Annotated in this window: 17 protein-coding genes; 8 read left to right on the plus strand and 9 right to left on the minus strand. The window is 54.7% G+C overall.

Going from position 1 to position 20,394, the window contains the following annotated elements:
- Positions 1-9 precede the first annotated feature (9 nt).
- Complete coding sequence (locus AC2CGP_RS20955) at positions 10-225, plus strand: zinc ribbon domain-containing protein (protein ID WP_015703165.1); 216 nt, start codon at positions 10-12, stop codon at positions 223-225.
- Here AC2CGP_RS20955 and AC2CGP_RS20960 read toward each other — a convergent pair.
- From AC2CGP_RS20960 to xseA, 3 genes are all read right to left on the minus strand, one after another.
- The gene (locus AC2CGP_RS20960) at positions 222-560 is read right to left on the minus strand and encodes a protealysin inhibitor emfourin (protein ID WP_045386960.1); all 339 of its coding nucleotides are present in this window, start codon (positions 558-560) and stop codon (positions 222-224) included. The genes AC2CGP_RS20955 and AC2CGP_RS20960 overlap by 4 nt on opposite strands.
- On the minus strand, positions 557-1,585 hold the full coding sequence (locus AC2CGP_RS20965) for a M4 family metallopeptidase (RefSeq protein ID WP_475702467.1): 1,029 nt from the start codon (positions 1,583-1,585) through the stop codon (positions 557-559). The genes AC2CGP_RS20960 and AC2CGP_RS20965 overlap by 4 nt, the downstream gene beginning before the upstream one ends.
- Positions 1,586-1,665: 80 nt before the next feature.
- On the minus strand, positions 1,666-3,039 hold the full coding sequence (gene xseA, locus AC2CGP_RS20970; RefSeq protein WP_213759844.1) for an exodeoxyribonuclease VII large subunit: 1,374 nt from the start codon (positions 3,037-3,039) through the stop codon (positions 1,666-1,668).
- Positions 3,040-3,197: 158 nt separating this feature from the next.
- Here xseA and guaB point away from each other — a divergent pair, with 158 nt between their 5' ends.
- From guaB to AC2CGP_RS20990, 4 genes are all read left to right on the plus strand, one after another.
- A complete protein-coding gene (guaB, locus tag AC2CGP_RS20975; protein ID WP_015370334.1) occupies positions 3,198-4,664 on the plus strand; it encodes an IMP dehydrogenase in 1,467 nt (488 codons plus the stop codon).
- A 69-nt stretch (positions 4,665-4,733) separates the two neighbouring features.
- A complete protein-coding gene (guaA, locus tag AC2CGP_RS20980; protein ID WP_015703162.1) occupies positions 4,734-6,311 on the plus strand; it encodes a glutamine-hydrolyzing GMP synthase in 1,578 nt (525 codons plus the stop codon).
- Between the two features lie 141 nt (positions 6,312-6,452).
- Complete coding sequence (locus AC2CGP_RS20985) at positions 6,453-6,686, plus strand: type II toxin-antitoxin system Phd/YefM family antitoxin (protein WP_004853132.1); 234 nt, start codon at positions 6,453-6,455, stop codon at positions 6,684-6,686.
- Between the two features lie 30 nt (positions 6,687-6,716).
- Entirely contained in the window at positions 6,717-7,049 is a 333-nt protein-coding gene (locus AC2CGP_RS20990) for a type II toxin-antitoxin system RelE/ParE family toxin (RefSeq protein WP_234262529.1), read from the plus strand.
- Between the two features lie 32 nt (positions 7,050-7,081).
- Here the strand turns inward: AC2CGP_RS20990 and AC2CGP_RS20995 are convergent, their stop codons facing one another.
- Entirely contained in the window at positions 7,082-8,290 is a 1,209-nt protein-coding gene (locus AC2CGP_RS20995; protein ID WP_045387013.1) for an MFS transporter, read from the minus strand.
- Between the two features lie 98 nt (positions 8,291-8,388).
- On the opposite strand from AC2CGP_RS20995, the gene AC2CGP_RS21000 reads away from it, so the two are divergent.
- On the plus strand, positions 8,389-9,282 hold the full coding sequence (locus AC2CGP_RS21000; protein WP_020078186.1) for a LysR family transcriptional regulator: 894 nt from the start codon (positions 8,389-8,391) through the stop codon (positions 9,280-9,282).
- A 3-nt stretch (positions 9,283-9,285) separates the two neighbouring features.
- Here AC2CGP_RS21000 and AC2CGP_RS21005 read toward each other — a convergent pair whose 3' ends face one another.
- Entirely contained in the window at positions 9,286-9,477 is a 192-nt protein-coding gene (locus tag AC2CGP_RS21005; protein ID WP_015370389.1) for a YfgG family protein, read from the minus strand.
- A gap of 370 nt (positions 9,478-9,847) precedes the next feature.
- Here AC2CGP_RS21005 and AC2CGP_RS21010 point away from each other — a divergent pair, with 370 nt between their 5' ends.
- On the plus strand, positions 9,848-12,079 hold the full coding sequence (locus AC2CGP_RS21010) for an EAL domain-containing protein (protein ID WP_213759846.1): 2,232 nt from the start codon (positions 9,848-9,850) through the stop codon (positions 12,077-12,079).
- Positions 12,080-12,127: 48 nt separating this feature from the next.
- Here the strand turns inward: AC2CGP_RS21010 and ppx are convergent, their stop codons facing one another.
- Entirely contained in the window at positions 12,128-13,654 is a 1,527-nt protein-coding gene (ppx, locus tag AC2CGP_RS21015) for an exopolyphosphatase (protein WP_015703157.1), read from the minus strand.
- Between the two features lie 3 nt (positions 13,655-13,657).
- Positions 13,658-15,718, minus strand: coding sequence for a polyphosphate kinase 1 (gene ppk1 / locus AC2CGP_RS21020; protein WP_015370393.1), 2,061 nt, complete (start codon positions 15,716-15,718; stop codon positions 13,658-13,660).
- A gap of 177 nt (positions 15,719-15,895) precedes the next feature.
- Between ppk1 and AC2CGP_RS21025 the strand changes: the two genes are divergently transcribed.
- The gene (locus tag AC2CGP_RS21025) at positions 15,896-17,554 is read left to right on the plus strand and encodes a hypothetical protein (RefSeq protein ID WP_015370394.1); all 1,659 of its coding nucleotides are present in this window, start codon (positions 15,896-15,898) and stop codon (positions 17,552-17,554) included.
- Between the two features lie 5 nt (positions 17,555-17,559).
- Here the strand turns inward: AC2CGP_RS21025 and bglB are convergent, their stop codons facing one another.
- Positions 17,560-18,657, minus strand: a complete 1,098-nt coding sequence (gene bglB, locus AC2CGP_RS21030; protein ID WP_045362292.1) for a beta-galactosidase BglB — start codon at positions 18,655-18,657, stop codon at positions 17,560-17,562.
- Positions 18,632-20,143 carry an MFS transporter gene (locus tag AC2CGP_RS21035; RefSeq protein WP_483464980.1) on the minus strand — a complete coding sequence of 504 codons (1,512 nt, stop codon included), beginning with the start codon at positions 20,141-20,143 and terminating at the stop codon, positions 18,632-18,634. The genes bglB and AC2CGP_RS21035 overlap by 26 nt, the downstream gene beginning before the upstream one ends.
- Between the last annotated feature and the right edge of the window lie 251 nt (positions 20,144-20,394).

Here is a 20,394-nt window from a genome sequence, read left to right on the forward strand (position 1 = left end):
GGAGGCACCATGGAACTCAATTGCCCGATTTGCCATGCCCGGTTGGAAACGCAAGGCAACGGCGCGCATTGCGCGCACTGTGAGAAAGAGTTTGCTGTAGAGGCCCGCTGCCCGGACTGCCATCAGCCGCTGGAAGTACTGAAGGCCTGCGGCGCGGTGGATTATTTCTGCCAGCACGGCCACGGATTGATTTCGAAAAAACGCGTCGAATTTGTGCTCGGTTAATCGCTAACGCAGCCTTCACCATTTCGCCAGAGTTCAACCAGCGCCTGCGGCGCACGCTCTTCCGGGATGAGAATGATCAGGCTGTGATAGTGTTGGGCGCTGATTATCTGGATGCGAAAAAAACGCTGGTCGCCGCTACCCGGAGAATCCGGCTGGCCCGGCGGCTTGCCCAACGGCAACGACTGTTGCAGTATTGCGGCGATGCGCTGTTTTTGTTGCTCGTTAAGCTGCGCCACGACAATCTTACGCATGCCGCTCAGCGTCGGGATCCAGGCAACGCCACCTTCGCGGGCCAGCTCAATAATCGCGTCATCGCTGAGGTCTGCCTCGTTCATGATGTGACTCCAACATCCTCCCAGGCCTTTCGAATCGCCTCGGCGGTCTCTTTACCAAAACGTTTTTCGCCATGATGAATCGTCAGTTTGGCAAAGGCTGGGAAATCGGCGTCTTTTGCCAGCGATTTATCACAAATCGCGTCGTACCAGGCATATCCCGCTTTTTCCCATGCAAAACCACCCAGCGCGATGACGGCGAGATAGAAAGCATGATTAGGAATGCCGGAGTTAATATGCACGCCGCCGTTATCCTGCTGGGTATGCACAAAATCTTTCATGTGGGCGGGTTGTGGGTCTTTGCCAAGAATAGGGTCATCATAGGCGGTTCCCGGGTGCGACATCGAACGCAGACCTTGGCCGTGAATACCTTTCGCAAGTAGCCCCTCGCCAATTATCCAGTCCGCTTTGTCTGCCGTTTGCTGGCGCTGATATTGTTTGACCAGCGAGCCAAAAACATCGGAAAGCGATTCATTGAGCGCCCCGGATTGTTCGAAATAGATAAGCCCGGCTTCGCTCTCCGTAACGCCATGGCTTAACTCGTGCGCCACCACATCAATAGCAATAGTAAAACGATTAAAGATCTCGCCATCACCGTCGCCAAACACCATTTGTTGCCCGTTCCAGAAGGCATTTTGATATTCGTGACCATAGTGGACGCTGCCGGTCAGCTTCAATCCGCGGTTGTCCAGCGAATCACGATGATAGCTCTTCCAGAAAAAATCATGGGTGATGCCGAGATAATCATAGGCCTCATCGACGGCAACATCGCCGTTGGAAGGCTGTCCTTCAAAACGCACCTGGCTCCCTGGAAGTTCCTGAGTCTGCCTGGCATCGTAAATGTCGCGCTCAAGCTGGCCTGGCATGGCGACATGGGCGGCAGCGGGGCGGCCCGGCACATGCGCCATGAGGGTTTGTACATGGCTCAGCGTTTGCTGCGCGCAGCGCTGTTGCTGAGCGGAGCCATGATCGACAATGCGGCGTAAAATGTAGGGTGGAATCACGAAACGAGGACGAGTATCTGGCATATCACGCTCCCTGGCCGGATGAACGGTTTTAAAAGGGCATGACAGCAGTATAGTTATCCCCGCATGAAACGGGCGGATAATCAGACTTTTTTGCGGGCGCGCGTTTTCTTCACCGGAGTGATGGCTGTCACTTCGCTCTCGACCCAACCATCTTCCAGCCGGGTAGTCACGACATCGCCAGCCTGCACCTGTTTGATTTTTTTCAATACTTTGCCATCGCCGGCTGAGGTGACGCTGTAGCCGCGAGCCAGCGTCGCCAGCGGGTTGACGGCTTCCAGATGCGTCACGGTATTGCCAAAGCGCTCACGCTGCTCGCTCAGACGGGCGCGAATATTTTCCGCCAGACGGTATTCCAGTTGCTGAATACGCGACTGCGCGCGATGGATGCGCGGCTGCGGGTTTTGCTGATTCAACCGCTGCACGGCGCGCTGCTGACGCTGGTCGGCACGTTTGAGCTGGCTTTCCAGCGCAAAGCGCATCCGCTGACGCAGGCGCTCCAGTTCGGTCTGCTGACGCGCTAAGCGCAGCTGAGGATGTTGCTGCTGTAAACGGTGAAACAGCTGAGTAAAGCGGCGATGGCGGTTGGCGAGGAAGTAATCCATCGCCATCTCCAGGCGTTGCTGGCCGGACTGTAGCTGACGCAACAGTTCCTGCTGATTGCGGCTGACGATCTCTGCCGCCGCAGAAGGCGTCGGCGCACGCAGGTCGGCGACGAAATCGGCGATAGTGACGTCAGTTTCATGGCCGACGGCGCTCACTACCGGAATGCGGCTGGCGAAAATTGCCCGCGCGACCCGTTCGTCGTTAAAGCTCCATAAATCTTCCAGCGAACCGCCGCCGCGCCCGACGATCAGCACATCGCATTCCTGGCGCTGGTTGGCTAATGCTATTGCGCGCACGATTTGCCCCGGCGCATCATCGCCTTGCACCGCCGTCGGGTAGATAATCACCGGCAGCGAGGGATCGCGGCGTTTCAACACATGTAAGATATCATGCAGCGCGGCGCCGGTTTTGGAGGTGATGACGCCGACGCAGTGCGCGGGAGAGGGGAGCGCCTGCTTGTGGCTTTGATCGAATAACCCTTCCGCCGCCAGGAGCGCCTTGAGCTGCTCATATTTTTGCTGCAACAGGCCCTCACCGGCGGGCTGCATGCTTTCGACGATGATCTGGTAGTCGCCGCGAGGCTCGTAAAGGGTAATGTTGGCGCGAACCAGCACCTGCTGGCCATGCTGCGGGCGAAACGTGACGCGACGGTTGCTGTTGCGAAACATCGCGCAGCGCACCTGAGCGTTATCGTCTTTTAAGGTGAAGTACCAGTGGCCGGAAGAGGGCTGGCTGAAGTTAGAGATCTCGCCGCTTATCCATACCTGGCCCATTTCGCGTTCCAGCAGTAAGCGAACCGTCTGATTCAGGCGGCTGACCGTAAATATTGCAGGGGATTGAGATGGCAACATGTGAGCAAGATCAAATTCTAAATCAGCAGGTTATTCAGTCGATAGTAACGCGCTGAGAGGGGATCGCAAGTATTTTTTGCAAAAAAGGGTGGATGCAATCGGTTACGCTCTGTATAATGCCACGGCAATATTTATCCACCCTGGTCGAGATATTGCCCATGCTACGTATCGCTAAAGAAGCCCTGACGTTTGACGACGTCCTCCTTGTTCCCGCTCATTCTACCGTTCTGCCGAATACCGCCGATCTCAGCACGCAGCTGACGAAAACGATTCGTCTGAATATTCCTATGCTCTCCGCGGCGATGGATACCGTAACTGAAGCGCGCCTGGCAATTGCCCTGGCCCAGGAAGGCGGCATCGGCTTTATTCATAAAAACATGTCAATCGAGCGCCAGGCTGAAGAAGTCCGCCGCGTGAAGAAACATGAATCCGGCGTGGTAAGCGATCCACAGACCGTTCTGCCGACTACCACCCTGCGCGAAGTGAAAGAACTGACCGAACGTAACGGTTTCGCCGGTTATCCGGTAGTGACCGAAGACAACGAACTGGTCGGCATTATCACCGGCCGCGACGTGCGTTTTGTTACCGACCTGAATCAGCCGGTCAGCGTTTATATGACGCCGAAAGAGCGCCTGGTCACCGTGCGTGAAGGTGAAAGCCGTGAAGTGGTCTTCGCGAAAATGCACGAAAAACGCGTAGAAAAAGCGCTGGTAGTGGATGATAGCTTCCACTTGCGCGGCATGATCACCGTAAAAGATTTCCAGAAAGCGGAACGTAAACCGAATGCGTGTAAAGACGAGCACGGTCGTCTGCGCGTTGGCGCAGCCGTTGGCGCTGGCGCCGGTAACGAAGAGCGCGTTGACGCGCTGGTTGCCGCAGGCGTTGACGTTCTGCTGATCGATTCCTCTCACGGTCACTCCGAAGGCGTTCTGCAGCGTATTCGCGAAACGCGCGCTAAATATCCTGACCTGCAAATCATCGGCGGTAACGTGGCGACCGGCGCGGGTGCTCGTGCCCTGGCGGAAGCTGGCGTCAGCGCGGTGAAAGTGGGTATCGGCCCAGGCTCCATCTGTACTACCCGTATCGTTACCGGCGTAGGCGTTCCGCAGATCACCGCTGTTTCCGACGCGGTTGAAGCGCTGGAAGGCACCGGTATTCCGGTTATCGCCGATGGCGGTATCCGCTTCTCCGGCGATATCGCAAAAGCGATTGCCGCAGGCGCCGCCGCGGTGATGGTAGGCTCCATGCTGGCCGGTACCGAAGAATCCCCGGGTGAAATCGAGCTCTATCAGGGCCGTTCTTATAAATCCTACCGCGGTATGGGTTCCCTGGGCGCGATGTCTAAAGGTTCCTCTGACCGTTACTTCCAGAGCGATAACGCCGCTGACAAACTGGTACCGGAAGGTATCGAAGGCCGCGTTGCCTATAAAGGCCGCCTGAAAGAGATCATTCACCAGCAGATGGGCGGCCTGCGCTCCTGTATGGGTCTGACCGGTTGTGGTACTATTGACGCACTGCGTACCAAAGCAGAGTTCGTGCGCATCAGCGGCGCGGGCATCCAGGAGAGCCACGTTCACGACGTGACGATCACCAAGGAATCCCCGAACTACCGCATGGGCTCCTGATTTTCATCGCCCGGCTACGCGCCGGGCGATTTTTATTCAATCATCGCTACTTCTCTGGAATTAACGTCAATGACGGATAACATTCATAAACATCGCATTCTTATCCTGGACTTCGGTTCTCAGTACACCCAGCTGGTTGCGCGTCGCGTACGTGAATTAGGGGTCTATTGCGAGCTCTGGGCTTGGGACGTGACCGAAGCTCAAATCCGCGAGTTCAACCCGAACGGCATTATTCTTTCCGGCGGCCCGGAAAGCACCACCGAAGACAACAGCCCGCGTGCGCCGCAGTACGTCTTCGAAGCCGGCGTACCGGTATTCGGCGTATGCTATGGCATGCAGACCATGGCCATGCAGCTGGGCGGCCACGTTGAAGCTTCCAACGAGCGCGAGTTCGGTTACGCGCAGGTGGAAGTGCAGACCGACAGCGCGCTGATTAAGGGCATCGAAGATGCGCTGAGCGCTGACGGTAAGCCGCTGCTGGACGTGTGGATGAGCCATGGTGATAAAGTCACCGCTATCCCTTCCGACTTTGTGACCGTCGCCAGCACTGAAAGCTGCCCGTTCGCCATCATGGCGAATGAAGAAAAACGCTTCTACGGCGTACAGTTCCACCCGGAAGTCACCCACACCCGTCAGGGGCTGCGTATGCTGGAGCGCTTTGTGCGCGATATCTGCCAGTGTGAAGCGCTGTGGACGCCGGCGAAGATCATCGACGACGCAGTTGAGCGTATTCGTCAGCAGGTAGGTGAAGATAAAGTCATCCTCGGCCTGTCCGGCGGCGTTGACTCTTCCGTTACCGCGATGCTGCTGCACCGCGCTATCGGCAAAAACCTGACCTGCGTATTCGTGGATAACGGCCTGCTGCGCCTGAACGAAGCCGAGCAGGTTATGGATATGTTCGGCGACCGTTTCGGCCTGAACATCGTGCACGTTGCGGCGGAAGATCGCTTCCTGACCGCGCTGAAGGGCGAAAACGATCCGGAAGCGAAGCGTAAAATCATTGGCCGCGTCTTCGTTGAAGTGTTTGACGAAGAAGCGCTGAAGCTGGAAGACGTGAAATGGCTGGCGCAGGGCACTATCTACCCTGATGTGATCGAATCCGCCGCTTCCGCGACCGGTAAAGCGCACGTCATCAAATCTCACCACAACGTGGGCGGTCTGCCGAAAGAGATGAAGATGGGCCTCGTTGAACCGCTGAAAGAGCTGTTCAAAGACGAAGTGCGTAAGATTGGCCTGGAGCTGGGCCTGCCGTACGACATGCTGTTCCGCCACCCGTTCCCGGGGCCGGGCCTTGGCGTTCGCGTACTCGGCGAAGTGAAGAAAGAGTACTGCGACCTGCTGCGTCGCGCGGACGCTATCTTCATTGAAGAACTGCGCAAAGCCGACCTGTATGACAAAGTAAGCCAGGCATTTACCGTGTTCCTGCCGGTTCGCTCCGTCGGCGTGATGGGCGATGGCCGTAAATATGACTGGGTCGTCTCCCTGCGTGCGGTAGAAACCATCGACTTTATGACCGCGCACTGGGCGCACCTGCCGTATGATTTCCTCGGCCGTGTTTCCAACCGCATCATCAACGAAGTTAACGGTATTTCCCGCGTGGTGTACGACATCAGCGGTAAGCCGCCAGCGACTATTGAGTGGGAATAATTCCTGCTGATAGCTGAACCAAACCCTCTGTTTACAGAGGGTTTTTTTATGTCCTGGTAAATGGCGCTGAGGAAGGATTATTGAGCGTAGTCTAAATATAGTCTATATTAAAACCGAGACATGACCATTAGGCGGACCAACATGAAAGTAGAGACTATCAGCTACGTTAAAAAGAACGCCGCAACGCTTGATCTGTCAGAACCTATCCTGGTCACACAAAACGGTGTGCCTGCTTACGTTATAGAGTCCTATGATCAGCAGCAGGAACGGGAAAACGCCATTGCTTTGCTGAAATTGCTTACTCTGTCAGAGAAAGATAAAGCGGAAGGGCGCGTGTTCTCGAAAGACCAGTTGCTGGATGGCCTTGCGGATTAAACGCAGCGCGCTCAACGTTAAGGGACTTCCATGGAACAGCAGGTGACCTTTGAGTACACGCTTACGGTGAAGCACTGCATCGACACAATAGCGGGTTTTCTGAAGCGTGTTGATGTTGAGCCGCGTCCGGTTATCGCAGATATTCTCACCCAGTTTGAGAGCACCGTAGGACAGTTCCCCTTGGGCTGCCAGATTTGCCCCGAATTGCTGAAAATTGGCTGCGCCAAATATCGGGAGTTTACTCACGCTGAAGGCTACCGGGTTTTGTATTCCGTAGACGGAACTTTAGTAACCGCGCATGCGATCCTGGCACATCGGCAGGATGTTCAGCAGCTGCTGTTTAAGCGTCTGATCGTGGCCTGATAGTCCTAAGTGTGTGTTTTACAGAGGGTTTTTCATACCCTCTCTTCACTTTGTCCATGACTTATCCGCACAACCTGCCGCCGCTGCAGCCAGCCGATTCTCAGCGCCAGCCCCAGTACGACCAGCGATAATAGACCCGAAATAGCAAGGCTCCTTTCTATCCCCAGATGTTGATTTAGCCAGGCATAGGCAAATGGCGAGACGGCGGCCAGTAGTTGCGCTGGGATCAACAGCCGTCCGGTACGCCGCGCGTAATCTTCCGCCGCGAATAGCTGCAACGGTAATGTTGCTTTAAATACCGTCGTCAGGCCGTTAATGGCCCCGTAGGCGAAAACGAAACCGCCAACGGTCCAGCTTAGCGAGGCGGCGTTGAGGCCCAGTAAAAAGCAGAGCGGCAACAGCGCTGTGGTCAACAGCGTTAACCGAAGTGGGGAGAGGCGCGCTCCTGAAATCACCTCCAGAAATCGGGCGCCGGTCTGTCCGATGCCCCATAGTACCCCTATCATTACCGGCAGACCGTAGCTGGCGATAAACTCAGGCAGATGGGTGGATGTGCCGTTAGAAATAAAGGTGACCAAAGCGATAAGCGAGGCGTACAGCAGGCCCATGTGCTGGTCGCGGCGGGAAAGCGGCACTTTCTCCTGATGAGCGCTCCGGTCGGGCAAGCGTTGATTAGGCATCCGCCACAGCAGTAGTGCGCTAAGCAGGCCAAACAGGCTGTAGATTACCAGCGCTCCACGCCAGCCCATTAGCGCGAGCAGCGCGGTGCCCAGCGGCCAGAATATCGCTGAGGCCAGTCCTCCAGCCAGGGTCACCCGTGAAATAGTTACTCTGGCGCGTTGACCATACAGGTTAACCAGCGCGGCGAACAGCGCATCGTATAGCGCCAGCCGCATACCGACACCGGCCAGTAGCCATGCGACGTACCAGAAGATCAGGCTGTCTGCCTGCGACATTGCCAGGCAGCTTGCCGCGATTGTTAATGAACCGATGAACACCACCCGCTGACCGCCAAACCAGGCCAACAGGCGGGCGATAAAAGGCGAGATCGCCGCCATCATCAGCATGGCGAAGGTCAAACCGAGATAGATCTCTGTTCCGCCCCAGCCAGTATCATTAGCAATAGCGCCGGCAAAGGTACCGGGCATATAAAAAACGATCCCCCAGTTGATGAGCTGGTTGCCGCCGGCTGCGAGCGTAAGGGAAAGAGGCGCGGTGCCAGGCAAGATTGACGTTTTCATTGAATTCCAGAGCGTTATGCAGTTGTCGGCAGCATATCGCGCGCGCTATTGTGCAGGCAGCACCTGGGGCTTATAGCCTGCATAAGAGAAACTTTGTGATGACGATGCTGAATTTGGTAAATCTGACAACCTTCCGGCTGGTGGCGCAGCGCGGCAGTTTTTCCGCCGCCGCTGATGTACTGGGAATATCGCAGCCGGCGGTAAGCCTGCAGGTTCGCCAGCTTGAGCAGTTCCTGCAGACGCGGTTGGTTGAGCGTACCGGGCGAGGGATCAAGGCTACTGCCGCCGGATTGGCGCTACTGGCCCATAGTGAGATTATTGAGCAGGCGGTGAATACGGCGGTGCAGTCGGTGGCTGAGTTTAACCATGAAGTGCACGGCACGATGAGCTTCGGTACCGGGGCGACGGCCTGTATTCATTTGCTGCCGCCGCTATTGTGCCATCTACGCGAGAAGCATCCGCTGTTAACGGTTGGCGTCACGACCGGTAATACGCTTGACATTGTACGTGCGGTGGAAGAGAGCCGGCTTGATCTGGGGTTGGTGACCTTACCTGCCAGCGGCCGCAGCCTGGCGGTAACGCCAGTGCTGGAGGAAGAGTTTGTATTTATTACTGCCAACGATGATGAACCGCTAGTGGGGCAATTGACGCCTTCACTGCTACAGGCACTTTCGCTAATAGCATTTGAAGCCGGCAGCGGGACCCGTGAGCTGATCGATGGCTGGTTTCGCGCTGCCGGGGTAAACTCGGCGCCGGTGATGCAACTCGGTAGCATTGAGGCTATCAAGCGTATGGTGCGTGCTGGTCTGGGATACAGTATCGTACCGAAGATGGCGGTGGCGGCTGAAGATGACCGCACCGGAATACGTGTACAGTCGCTATCGCCGCGGCTCTATCGCCAACTGGGCGTAGTGATGCGTCAGGATAAAGTTATCAACAAAGGGATAGCGGAGATGCTGCGTCTGCTGCACCAACTAAAAATTTTGCCGTAGGCGTTATTCCTGGGCTGGGGTCGTTGGTGTCGCGGGAGCATCAATGGTGATGGTCGATTGCTGCGACTCTTGTTTGTCCTGATGATGGTACCAGGCACCGATAGAGGAGTAGACAAAGCGTCCAAAGAAGAAGAGAAAACTGATAAGTAGTACGATACGGGTCATGCGACGGTTAAATCGATGTCGTTTACGCATACTGGGTGCCTGACTCACAAAAGGTTCCTTGAAGTATACCCGAAGACGGGCGATGGGGGTATTAAGTCATAGTATAGCGGCGGGGTCAATTGTCGGCGGTGTAAAAATCGTAGTGCTAAAACATTACTTAATGTTATATAAGATGAACATCGTATTTACACGGATTTTGAATATTGCACCAGTCCGCAAAAAAATAAGTTTTATTAATATTAGCTAAATAGTTTGTTGATTTGCGTCAATTGCTTGATTCCATTGGCCACTAAAATCGTCCATCTGTTCCGCATCGTTATTACTTTCGCGGTTAGCCTGGTCGGGTTGGATGCCTGTCTGAATATACTCCGCAGGAGTTGGGGTAATCTGTCGAGCATCTATGAGTATTATTAAACTATACAAACGATATCAGGATAAATGGTGGGCACTACCGCTCATCCTCCCTACGCTGCTGTTGCCGCTGGCGCGCGCCGCGAATACATTTGCAAATCTTAACGGTCACACCGTCTTTCTGTTTTATCTTCCGCTGGCGTTAGTATTGAGCCTGATGCTGTTTTTCGGCTGGGCGGCGATTCCGGGCATTATAGTCGGCTTACTGCTGACCATTACGCGCGGAATGACCTTCGAGCAATCTATCGGCGTATTGTTTCATTTTTTGATCCCTTCAGTGCTGTGCTGGGGCGGTTATCGCATTTTCGTTCCACGCCGTCAGCAGATTTCACATGGTAATGTTGCCCTGATGCCGTATCGGCTGTTCTGGCAAATGCTGCTGCCCTCGGTAATTTTTCTCATTATTTCGCAGATTGCTGAGTATCTTGGCCTGCATCCGCGGGCGGCGGAACTGGTGGGGTCAACGCCATTTAGTTTACGATCGTTAATCACTTTTCAGGCGCTGATGGTAGGGTGTCTGACCGGTGTGCCGCTGTGCTATTTTTTGCTGCGTGTTATTCGTAATCCGCTACACTTACGCGGCTTTATATCCCAGGTGCGTTTACAAATCGACCAAAAAATAAAACCGCTGGAAATTATTGTCTGGGCAATAGTATTGTTAATAATACTGGCTTTATTATTCATGCCGTTAAATGCCAGCAGCACGATATTTAGCACAAATTATACATTGTCATTACTTATGCCGGTCATGTTGTGGGGGGCGATGCGTTTTGGCTATCGTTTTATTTCCCTGGCGTGGCCGCCGATATTAATTCTGGTTATCCATTTTCATTACAGCTACCTGCCATTTTCCCCGATCTACAATAACCAGCTGGCGATTACCTCCTCCAGTTACCTGGTGTTCTCTTTTATTATCGCTTATATGGCAATGCTGGCGACGCAGCAGCGGATGATCCACCGTCGGGTTCGCCGGATGGCCTTTCTCGACCCGGTCGTTCATATGCCGAATTTACGGGCCCTGAGCCGAGCGCTAAACCACTCGACCTGGTCGGTGCTGTGCTTTTTACGCATGCCAGAGCTGGAGTTGCTTGGGCGGCACTACGGCGTGATGCTACGCATTCAGTATAAGCAGCAGCTGTCGGAATACCTGAGTCACATACTGCAGCCGAACGAAATGGTCTATCACCTTTCGGGCCATGACCTGGTGATACGCCTGAATAGCGACGACCATCAAAAACGCATCGTGATGCTGGATGAGCGGATTAAGCAGTTCCGTTTTATCTGGGATGGTATTCCGCTACAGCCGCCTGTCGGGATCAGCTATTGCAACGTACGTTCTCCTGTCAAGCATCTGTATTTACTGCTCGGCGAACTGAATAATATTGCCGACATGTCATTGACCAGCGGCCACCCGGAAAACGTGCAGCGCCGAGGCGCCGTTCACGTTCAGCAGGGGTTAAAAGAACGTGTGTCAATGATGAACCAGATCCTGCAGGCGCTGGATCAGAATCGTTTTCGGCTGATGGCGCAGCCCATTATCGGCATGCGCGGCGATAGCTACCATGAAGTCCTGTTGCGTATGGTGGGCGAGCAGGGCGAGCTGGTTGCGCCGGATAATTTTTTGCCTGCGGCGCACGAATTTGGTCTGGCTTCGCGCATCGACAACTGGGTTATCGACAATACGCTGGCTTTTATGAACGCTAATCGCCATACGTTGCCGGGCATGCGTTTGGCCATCAATCTGTCGCCAGTCTCGGTCAGCCGCAGCCGGTTCCCGGACGAAGTCGAGGAAATGTTGCATCATTATAATATCGAGCCGTGGCAGCTTATTTTTGAGCTGACGGAAAATCACTCGCTCAGTAATCCGGAACAGGCGCAACAAACCCTCGCGCGGTTGCAGGAGTTGGGATGCCGGGTGGCGATTGATGATTTCGGTACCGGCTATGCCAGCTATGCGCGGCTGAAAACGCTTAACGTTGATATGCTGAAAATTGACGGTAGCTTTATCCGTAATCTGGTCACCAGCAGTCTGGATTATCAGGTTGTGGCGTCGATTTGCCGGTTGGCGCAAATCAAAAATATGCAGGTAGTAGCGGAGTATGTGGAATCGCCGGAGATCCGCCAGGCGGTGATTTCGCTGGGGATTGATTATATGCAGGGCTATGATATTGGTATGCCGGTCCCGATTGAACAGCTAGCCTGCGCGGCTGACGTCGCATAAAAAACGGCCGGGCGTATGACCCGGCCATTTTAGTCAAAGATGCCAGCTTTATACCTCTTCCTCAGTAATTTTCAGCAGCCATTCCGGCACGCCTTCCCAGTACTGTTGCTCTTTTTCCAGATCCAGCAGCACCAACGCATTCTGGCTAAACCAGTCATGCGGGAAAATTAACGTCCAGTGGTTGGCTTCCGTCTTCAATGTCAGTTTTGGCGGCGTAGTGGTCGCCTGACGCTGATTGTTCAGTAATACGCCCAGACGCAGTAGTTGGATCAGCGGCAAGAACTGTTTTTTCTTGAACAAGGTAAAACGCGGCAAATCATCAAGCTTGATAGCTTTGCGGTGATAGCGCACCAGCGTGGCCATCAGCGTCTGCTGTTCCTGATTAAAGCCCGGCAGATCGCTATTTTGCAGGATATAGGCAGAGTGGCGATGCATGCCGCTGTGGTTAATGTTCAGCCCCACTTCATGTAGCATTACCGCCCACTTCAGCAGGGCAGACAGATGCGGGTTAGCCAGTTTCGGGTTTTGCTCCTGCCACTGTTCCAGCATCTGAGTGGTGGTCTCCAGTACCCGGCGCGCCTGTTCGCGATCGATATTGTACTGGTTCGCCAGGCTCTGGGCCGTACGGCTGCGAATGTCCTGGTGGCGGAAGCGACCTTCCATCTCGTACAACACGCCTTCGCGCAGGGCGCCGTCGGACAGGCGCAGTTCTTTGATCGCCAGCGCGTCGAATACCCCGCACAAAATTGCAAGGCCCGGGGCGAATACCGCTTTGCGGTCCTCCGACAATCCCGGCAGGCTTAATGAGTCGAAGTTTTTATTCTTCAGAAGCTCACTGACCAGCATTTCAAGACGTTCCGGGGTAATGAATCCGTCTTTCTCCCCCATGGCGACCAGCACTTCGTGCGCGGCTTTGATGGTGCCAGAGGCGCCCAGCGCCACGTTCCACCCCTGAATACGAAACTGCCAGGCCAGGGTTTCCAGTTTTTGCACCGCCGCCAGGCGCGCGCGCTGGAAGTTTTCTTTATTGATAACGCCGCCGGCGAAATAGGCCTGCGAGAAGCTTACGCAGCCCATACGTCGGCTTTCAACCAGGCGGGGCTCGAAATCTTCGCCGATGACGAGCTCAGTCGAACCGCCGCCGATGTCGATAACCAGCTTACGGCCGCGCTCCGGTTGCGTATGTTCGACGCCCATAAAAATCAGACGCGCTTCTTCGTTACCGGAGATTATTTCGATGGGATAAGGGATAACTTTTTCCGCTCGTTTGAGAAAATCCGCCGCGTTAGCCGCCTGGCGCAGGGTATGCGTCCCGACGATACAAACGCTGGAAGGGGAGAATCCCTGCAGACGTTCCGCAAACAGCGACAGGCAGTTCAGCCCACGAGTAATCGCTTCTTCGCTCAACACCGAGTTTTCATCCAGGCCATCGGCCAGGTGTACGCGCTGCTTCAGGCGACCGATGATCTGCATTGCCCCGTCGACGACACGGGCGATCACCATATGAAAACTGTTCGAACCAAGGTCGACCGCAGCGAACTCCTGCGGCCGAGGGGTTTTTTCGTTTATTGGCATAGGTTAATCGGGTTGTTCGAGTGATTTGAGATAATCGTAAATCGCTATCTGTGCGCGTACTTTGCGGCGATTGCCGCGCGGCACGTAGCGATTACTCAGTTCTTTATCAAGATAGCGCGCTTTTACGGTATCGTTGAACAGGATATCGAGAATATCCAGTACGCGTTGCTTCAGACGCGGGTCCAGCAGCGGTACGGCGACTTCGATACGATAGTCGATGTTGCGTGTCATCCAGTCGGCGGAGGATAACCACACCTGTTTATCACCACCGTTTTCAAAACAATAGACCCTATCGTGCTCAAGGAAACGGTCAACGATACTAATCACGCGAATATTTTCGCTAATTCCCTCAAGACCCGGGATTAGCGAGCACATGCCGCGGATAAGCAGGTTAACCGGCACGCCGGTACTGGAGGCGGCATAGAGTCTGTCCACCAGCCCTTTATCGACCAGGTTATTTAATTTAAGCGTAATTCCGGACGGTTGCCCATTCTGCGCATTGGCGATTTCGCGGTCGATCATTTCATACAGCAGACGACGCGAGTTCTGCGGCGACACCAACAGGTAGTCGAAGCTGACAGGCCGGTAAGGGTTTTCGATAAAATTAAACACGCGACGGACTTCATTAGTGATGCGCGCGTCGGCGGTGAGGAGTGAATAGTCGGTGTAGATACGAGCGGTTTTCTCGTTGAAGTTGCCGGTGCCGATATGTGCATAACGCACTACCTCATCGCCTTCTTTACGCGAAATGAGGAAGAGTTTGGCGTGGATCTTCAGCCCCGGCGCCGAGAAGATAACGTGTACGCCGGCTTCTGTCAGACGTTTGGCCCAGTGAATATTGGCCTCTTCGTCGAAGCGAGCCTGCAGTTCAACCACCACGGTCACTTTTTTACCGTTGTGGGCGGCGTGGATCATCGAATCGATAATCCGTGAATCCTTAGCGACGCGGTAGATATTGATTTTGATTGCCAGCACGCTCGGGTCGAACGACGCCTGACGCAGCAGTTCAAGCACGTGCTCGAAGGTATGGTATGGGTAGTAGAGCAGTACGTCGCGTTCGCGGATAGCGTCAAAGCCGTTGCGAAATTTATCGAACCACAGGTGGCGCAGGCGCGGCATCGGTTTGTTGACCAGATTGGCCTTGCCAACATTCGGGAAACCGATAAAGTCTTTAAAGTTGTGATAACGACCGCCCGGCAGCATCGAATCGTAGTTCGAGATGGAGAGCTTATCGCGCAGCATTTCGACCATCGCATCCGGCATATCGCGCTGGTAGACAAAACGTACCGGCTCGGCGGTTAAGCGCTGCTTCAGGCTGGAGGACATCAGCTCCATCAGGCTCGACTCCATTTCGTGTACCAAATCGTACTCGGCATCACGGGTCATTTTCATCGAGTATGCATTCAGGGCATCGTAGTCAAAGAAGCCCTTAAAGATATCATCCAGGCAGTAACGCAGAATGTTATCCAGCAGAATCATTGGTTTGCGGCGTCGCGGCGTTTCCGGAGGCAGGTTCACAAAGCGTGGCACCTTATCAGATGGAATCTCCAGCAGCGCATAATTAATGGTGTCGCCGCGGATAATCTCCACCGCCAGATAGGTGTAATCATCTTTCAGGAATTGAACCAGGTCCGTCTCGCGGTTGATCAGAATCGGCGAAATATGCTGGCGCAGATACTGTTTGAAGTAGTTGCGTAACCAGGATTGCTGGTTAACGGACAGCTGGCGTTCGTTAATCAGGAAGATCTGATTACGCGCCATTTCCAGCAGCAGTTCATTATAGAGACCATCAAATTCCTGATCGGCCTTTAGCACGCGGGCCTGGATTTTGCCTAACAGATGACGCGAATGGGCGGTACTACCTTGTTCTTCACTGATAAGAATGCGTCGCTTAAGTTCAGCGAAGCGCACTTTGTAAAACTCATCAAGGTTATTGGAGTAAATTCCTAAGAAGCGCATGCGCTCGATAAGCGGGTTGCTCTTGTCCGCCGCTTCCTGAAGTACGCGCTCGTTAAAGGACAACCAGCTGAGTTCTTTTTCGATGTATAGCTTTTCCTGGCCCATTACAACTCACACTCCGGATCATTGACGTCGCTTTTTCATTATGGCGAGCTTTGCCATTGAATGTCCAACTATGTCAAAGCAATATGACAGTTTTCTTGCAATCAGATGCCGGGAAAAAGCGGACGCGTTTGTTTGTTTACGTTATGTTCAGTCAGGGGCGAAATGGAGGGCGAAACAATGTGGGAAACGCGGGCGCTGGAGCTCAATAATCAGGACATCTGGCACTGGCCGTCGGCCTGTCGGTTGATTGAATACGCAATTGAGCATGATTTTAATACCGTGGTGGTGGGACAGGCCGAGTTATTTGGCAAGCTGGTTTCGCCACAGGGGTATACCCCTTTTGACTATAACGACCGATTGTCGAGCCAACAACGAGCGCGCTGTATCTATCTCAACCGGCTGGCGTTACGCTGCCGTGAGCAGGGGTTGCGATGTTATCTGCAGGCGAAAGAACTTAGCTTCCCGACCGAACTGTTATTAGCGCATCCGGAACTGCTGGATACCCCGCGCGGGGTGCGTTTTGATGTCGATTTCTGGAGCCGCTGGTTAACCGACAAAATCCGCGCCGTGTGTCAAAGCGTACCGGCGCTCACCGGTTTGATTATCGCGCTCTCCAGTACCGATGGATTATTACCGATCTCTCGCCCGCAGTGGGACAGACAACACGACGATCCCCGCCAGCCAGCGCAAAGCTTGATGCTCTACCGCCGCTGTTTTAACGCCCTGAGTCAGGCGGTAGCCGCGCAAAATAAGCATCTGGTACTGCGTGTCTTCCCTGCCAGCAATGACGATCTCAGCGCCGTGCTGGACGCGATTGAACCGCTGCCGCCTGCGGTTTCGGTATCGATAAAACTCACGCCGGAACGTTTCTGGCCTGCTTTCCCTAACAATCCGGCGCTGTTGGCGGTGCAGACGCGAGATGTATGGATCGATATCGATCTTGCCGGCGAAGAAGTGGGATGGGGAGTCATGCCGTTTTTACGTATTGATGAGCTGCAGGGGCGACTGTTGTGGTGTCAGAGTCGCAACCCGCGCATTACCGGCGCTATCTGTAAAACCAGTTGGGAAAGTATCGATAATCACTGGATCCCTGCGACGTTAAGCGAATGTAATCTCTTCGCCTGTAGTCAGTTGCTGGGCGAAGGGGCGGCGAAAAATCAGCAGCAGTTACTGGTGCAATGGCTGGCGCAGCGTTACGGCTGGTGTCCGCCAGCCGATGTCGCGCAGCAGTTCCAGTCGCTGCTTGAACAGGCGACGCAGACGCTCTATCAGTCAATATATGTGCGAGACCATGTTTTCCATCGCCATAGCCAATTGCCTGAAAGCTACGGCCAGGCGGTGTGGGGCCTTTACGGACAACTGGCGCGCAGTCACTGGTTACCCGGTTCGGCGCAGGATATCCACTTCACCCGCGACGACCCGCAGAAGTCGATGGCTAATCTCACGCAAATCGCGCAAGAAAAAGATGAGGTCGCAGCCAGCGCGCAGCTGCTGGGGAAAGCAGCGCAAGCGTTCGCTCTCACGGCGGATTTCCCCGCCGCGCTGGCGCTTCGGTGGCGTGAGGAGTGGCAGGGATTGGCGCTCTATTGTCAGACGTTTACCCACGCGCAAAAGGCCTTCTTTACTCTGCACTTCGCCCGAGAGGTGGAAAACAGCTGGAGCATGCGGGAGATTTGCCATATTAACGTGCAGGCGTTATATCGCTGCGCATCGGAAATGGAAACGCTTTGTCAGCAGACAGGCGAGGCCTCACCGGCGTTTTACGTGATGTTCGATCCTGTACGAGCACGTAATCTGGCGGATAGCCTGAGCACCGAACTGACGGCGCTCAGATAGCCGTATTAAAGCGTGCGGCGTAGCGCTTCAACCAGGCACAGTATCGCCATTGCCTGGCCGTAGGGCATGGCGGTCAGGGGGATGTTACGATAGTGGTCGAGGTCGTTTCCCATCGCTGTGCCAAACGACACCTGCGTTAACTCTCCTTGCGGCGAGATATGTTCGATAATGCCCCGGCAGGCTTTCCCGGCGACCGGCAGAAACGCATCGTCGAGGTAGCCGAGGCGCACCGCCTTGAAAATACCCGCGGCAAAGCCCGCCGTCGCAGAGGCTTCCAGATAACTATCCGGGTCGTTAAGCAGCGTCGGCCATAGGCCGTTTTCGGCCTGGCAGCGGGCAAGGGCGCTGACCTGAATCTGCAGAGTATTTTGCAACTGGCGGTAAAAGGCGTCATGTTCGTCGAGCTCAAGCATCTCCAGCAGTTCCGGTATCGCCAGCGTTATCCAGCTATTGCCGCGGGCCCACAGCGCGCCGGCGAAATGGTGTCTGCCGTCGAAATGCCAGCCGTGAAACCACAGGCCGCTTTGGTGGTCGCTTAAATAGTGCAGGTGCTGCAAAAACTGAAATTTCGCCTCTTCTACCCAGCGCGGTTTACCAAACATCTTGCCGAACATCGCCAGCGGCAGTACCGCCATCATGAGCGTATCGTCCCAGATTTGTTGATGATGGGGATTCTCATAGGTGACGTGTTGCAGGCAGCCCTCTTCGGTACGCGGCATCTGGCGATATATAGCATCTCCCCAGCTTTCCAGATAGGCGCGCCAGTCGCTGCGCGGCGTCTGTTGATAGCACAGCGCCAGGGTTAAAAACGGACAAGCGGTGTTGATGTTTTTCTCCGGCGTACCCTCGGCGAAACGGGCGCTAAACCAGCCGTCGATAAGTTCACGAGCCCGAAGCGATCCTGTCAGCTGCTGGTAGCGAAACAGGCCAAACAGGGCGATGCCATGCGTCCACTCCCAACCGTCCCAACCTTTGGTGTCAACCACCCGGCCATCTGCCAGCCGCTGCAAATACTCGCCGCTATCATCGGTAATCGCGGTTAAGTTGCCGATTAGCGCTTCGATGAGTGATTGTAATTCAGGACGGTTGTTTTTCTGCGACATAGTGATTTCCTTGAGAAGAAACGGCGGCGTGTTGCCAGCGATCGTTGCGATGAGGATGGCCGGTCAGTAGCTCGATAGTTTCGCGGGTCTGCGGGCTGGCATCCTGTGGATGACCACCGGCGCGCAGACGCTCCAGTTCGCTAATCAGGATTTGATGTCGCGGCTGGCTCAAGCGAAAACGAAACGCGCCATACATTGCCAATAAGGCCAGCAGGCCGGGGCCAACGAGGAATACCCACCAGATACCATTCAGCGCGGCGGTATTCTGCGTTTCGGCGCCTTTGGTGAATCCAAAGGCTTCCAGCGCCAGGCCGACGATAAACAGCGCCAGCGCCTGGGAGAATTTGCGCGTCAGCATCATTACCCCCGCGTAGATCCCTTCACGCCGCACGCCGGTATAAGCTTCATCGATATCGGGCAGAAAATTGTAGACATTCCATGGGATAAGATAGGTGCCGCCGCGGGCGATGCCCATCACGATTGCGCCGCCGAGTAGCAGCCAGGAAAGATGGCTGAAAGAAGCGGTCAATTGGCTGAACCACAGTAGTGCGCAGAGGATCAGCGCGATGGCGACCTTATAGGCGTTGCCGTTGCCGACACGGATGCAAAGCCAGGTAAATAAAGGGATCGCGAAGAACTGAAACAGCGTCATCAGACTCATGGCCTGCGAAGCCAGCGAGGTGCCGACACGTAGCACGTAGGTCATATAGTGCATAAACAGCGAGCCGAAAATATCCAACGCCACCGCGCCGCCGACATACATCATGATATGAATACGGAAGGTCCGCAGACGGAAGGTCGAGGCCATTTCCCTATACAGCGAACGTAGCGTTTTGCCTAAACCTTGCTGCGTCTGCGGTGGTGGGAGATGCTCGCGCTCCCAGGTACCGCGCCAGACGAAGATCCACGGCAAGGCAAAAAGCAGGGCGAAGATAATGCCGATATAGAGAAACGCCTGCGATTTATCGGCGACGTGGGCCATGATTTGCCCGGGGATCAGCGCCGCGAGAAAGGCTGTCGCCTGAGCGAATAGCATTCGCGCGCCGGACATTTTCGAGCGCAAATCATAGCGGGTGGTCATCTCTGCAGGCAGCGTATCGTAAGGCACCATCAGCAGGGTGAAGACGGTGCTGAATAGTAGATAGGTACCGAGGTACCAGGCATAACCAAAACCACTTATCCACATCAGGGCGAAACAGAGCGATAACGGCGCGCCGAGAATAAAGAAGATCCGTCGCCGCCCCCAACGGGTGCGAATGTTGTCGGTAATGTAGCCCATCACCGGGTCCGTGATGCCGTCCCAAATCTTGGCGATGGCGAAAATAGAGGCCGCAGCGGCGGGCGAGAGCCCGGCGACTTCAATATAAAAGTAGAGCAGCCACAGGCCGGTGATGGTCATCGCGCCGCTGCCGAAAATATCGCCCATCCCCCAGCAGAGGATGTTGCGGGTTTTGACTTCTCGTTGCGGGGTCACTGTCCTCGTCATGAGCGTATCTCTTTGGTAAGGAATGCGAGGTTGCACAGTAAAAGAGGGGGAGGGGTGGCGAGAATCCCGACAGTCGGTTTTTCGTACCGTTCTGCGAGCAGCATGCCAAATGGCGACAAAATGAAATAAATCCCGTGATACTGCTCACATATGCAGCGGTTTAAGAGGGCGTTTACTGTGATAACGGCCCTGTTTTCATTTTTCCGCAGGCAAATTTTGCGCGTAATCTCACGTTTTGCCCCTGAGCGTGA

Source organism: Klebsiella sp. SYXHC3 (genome assembly GCF_057196925.1).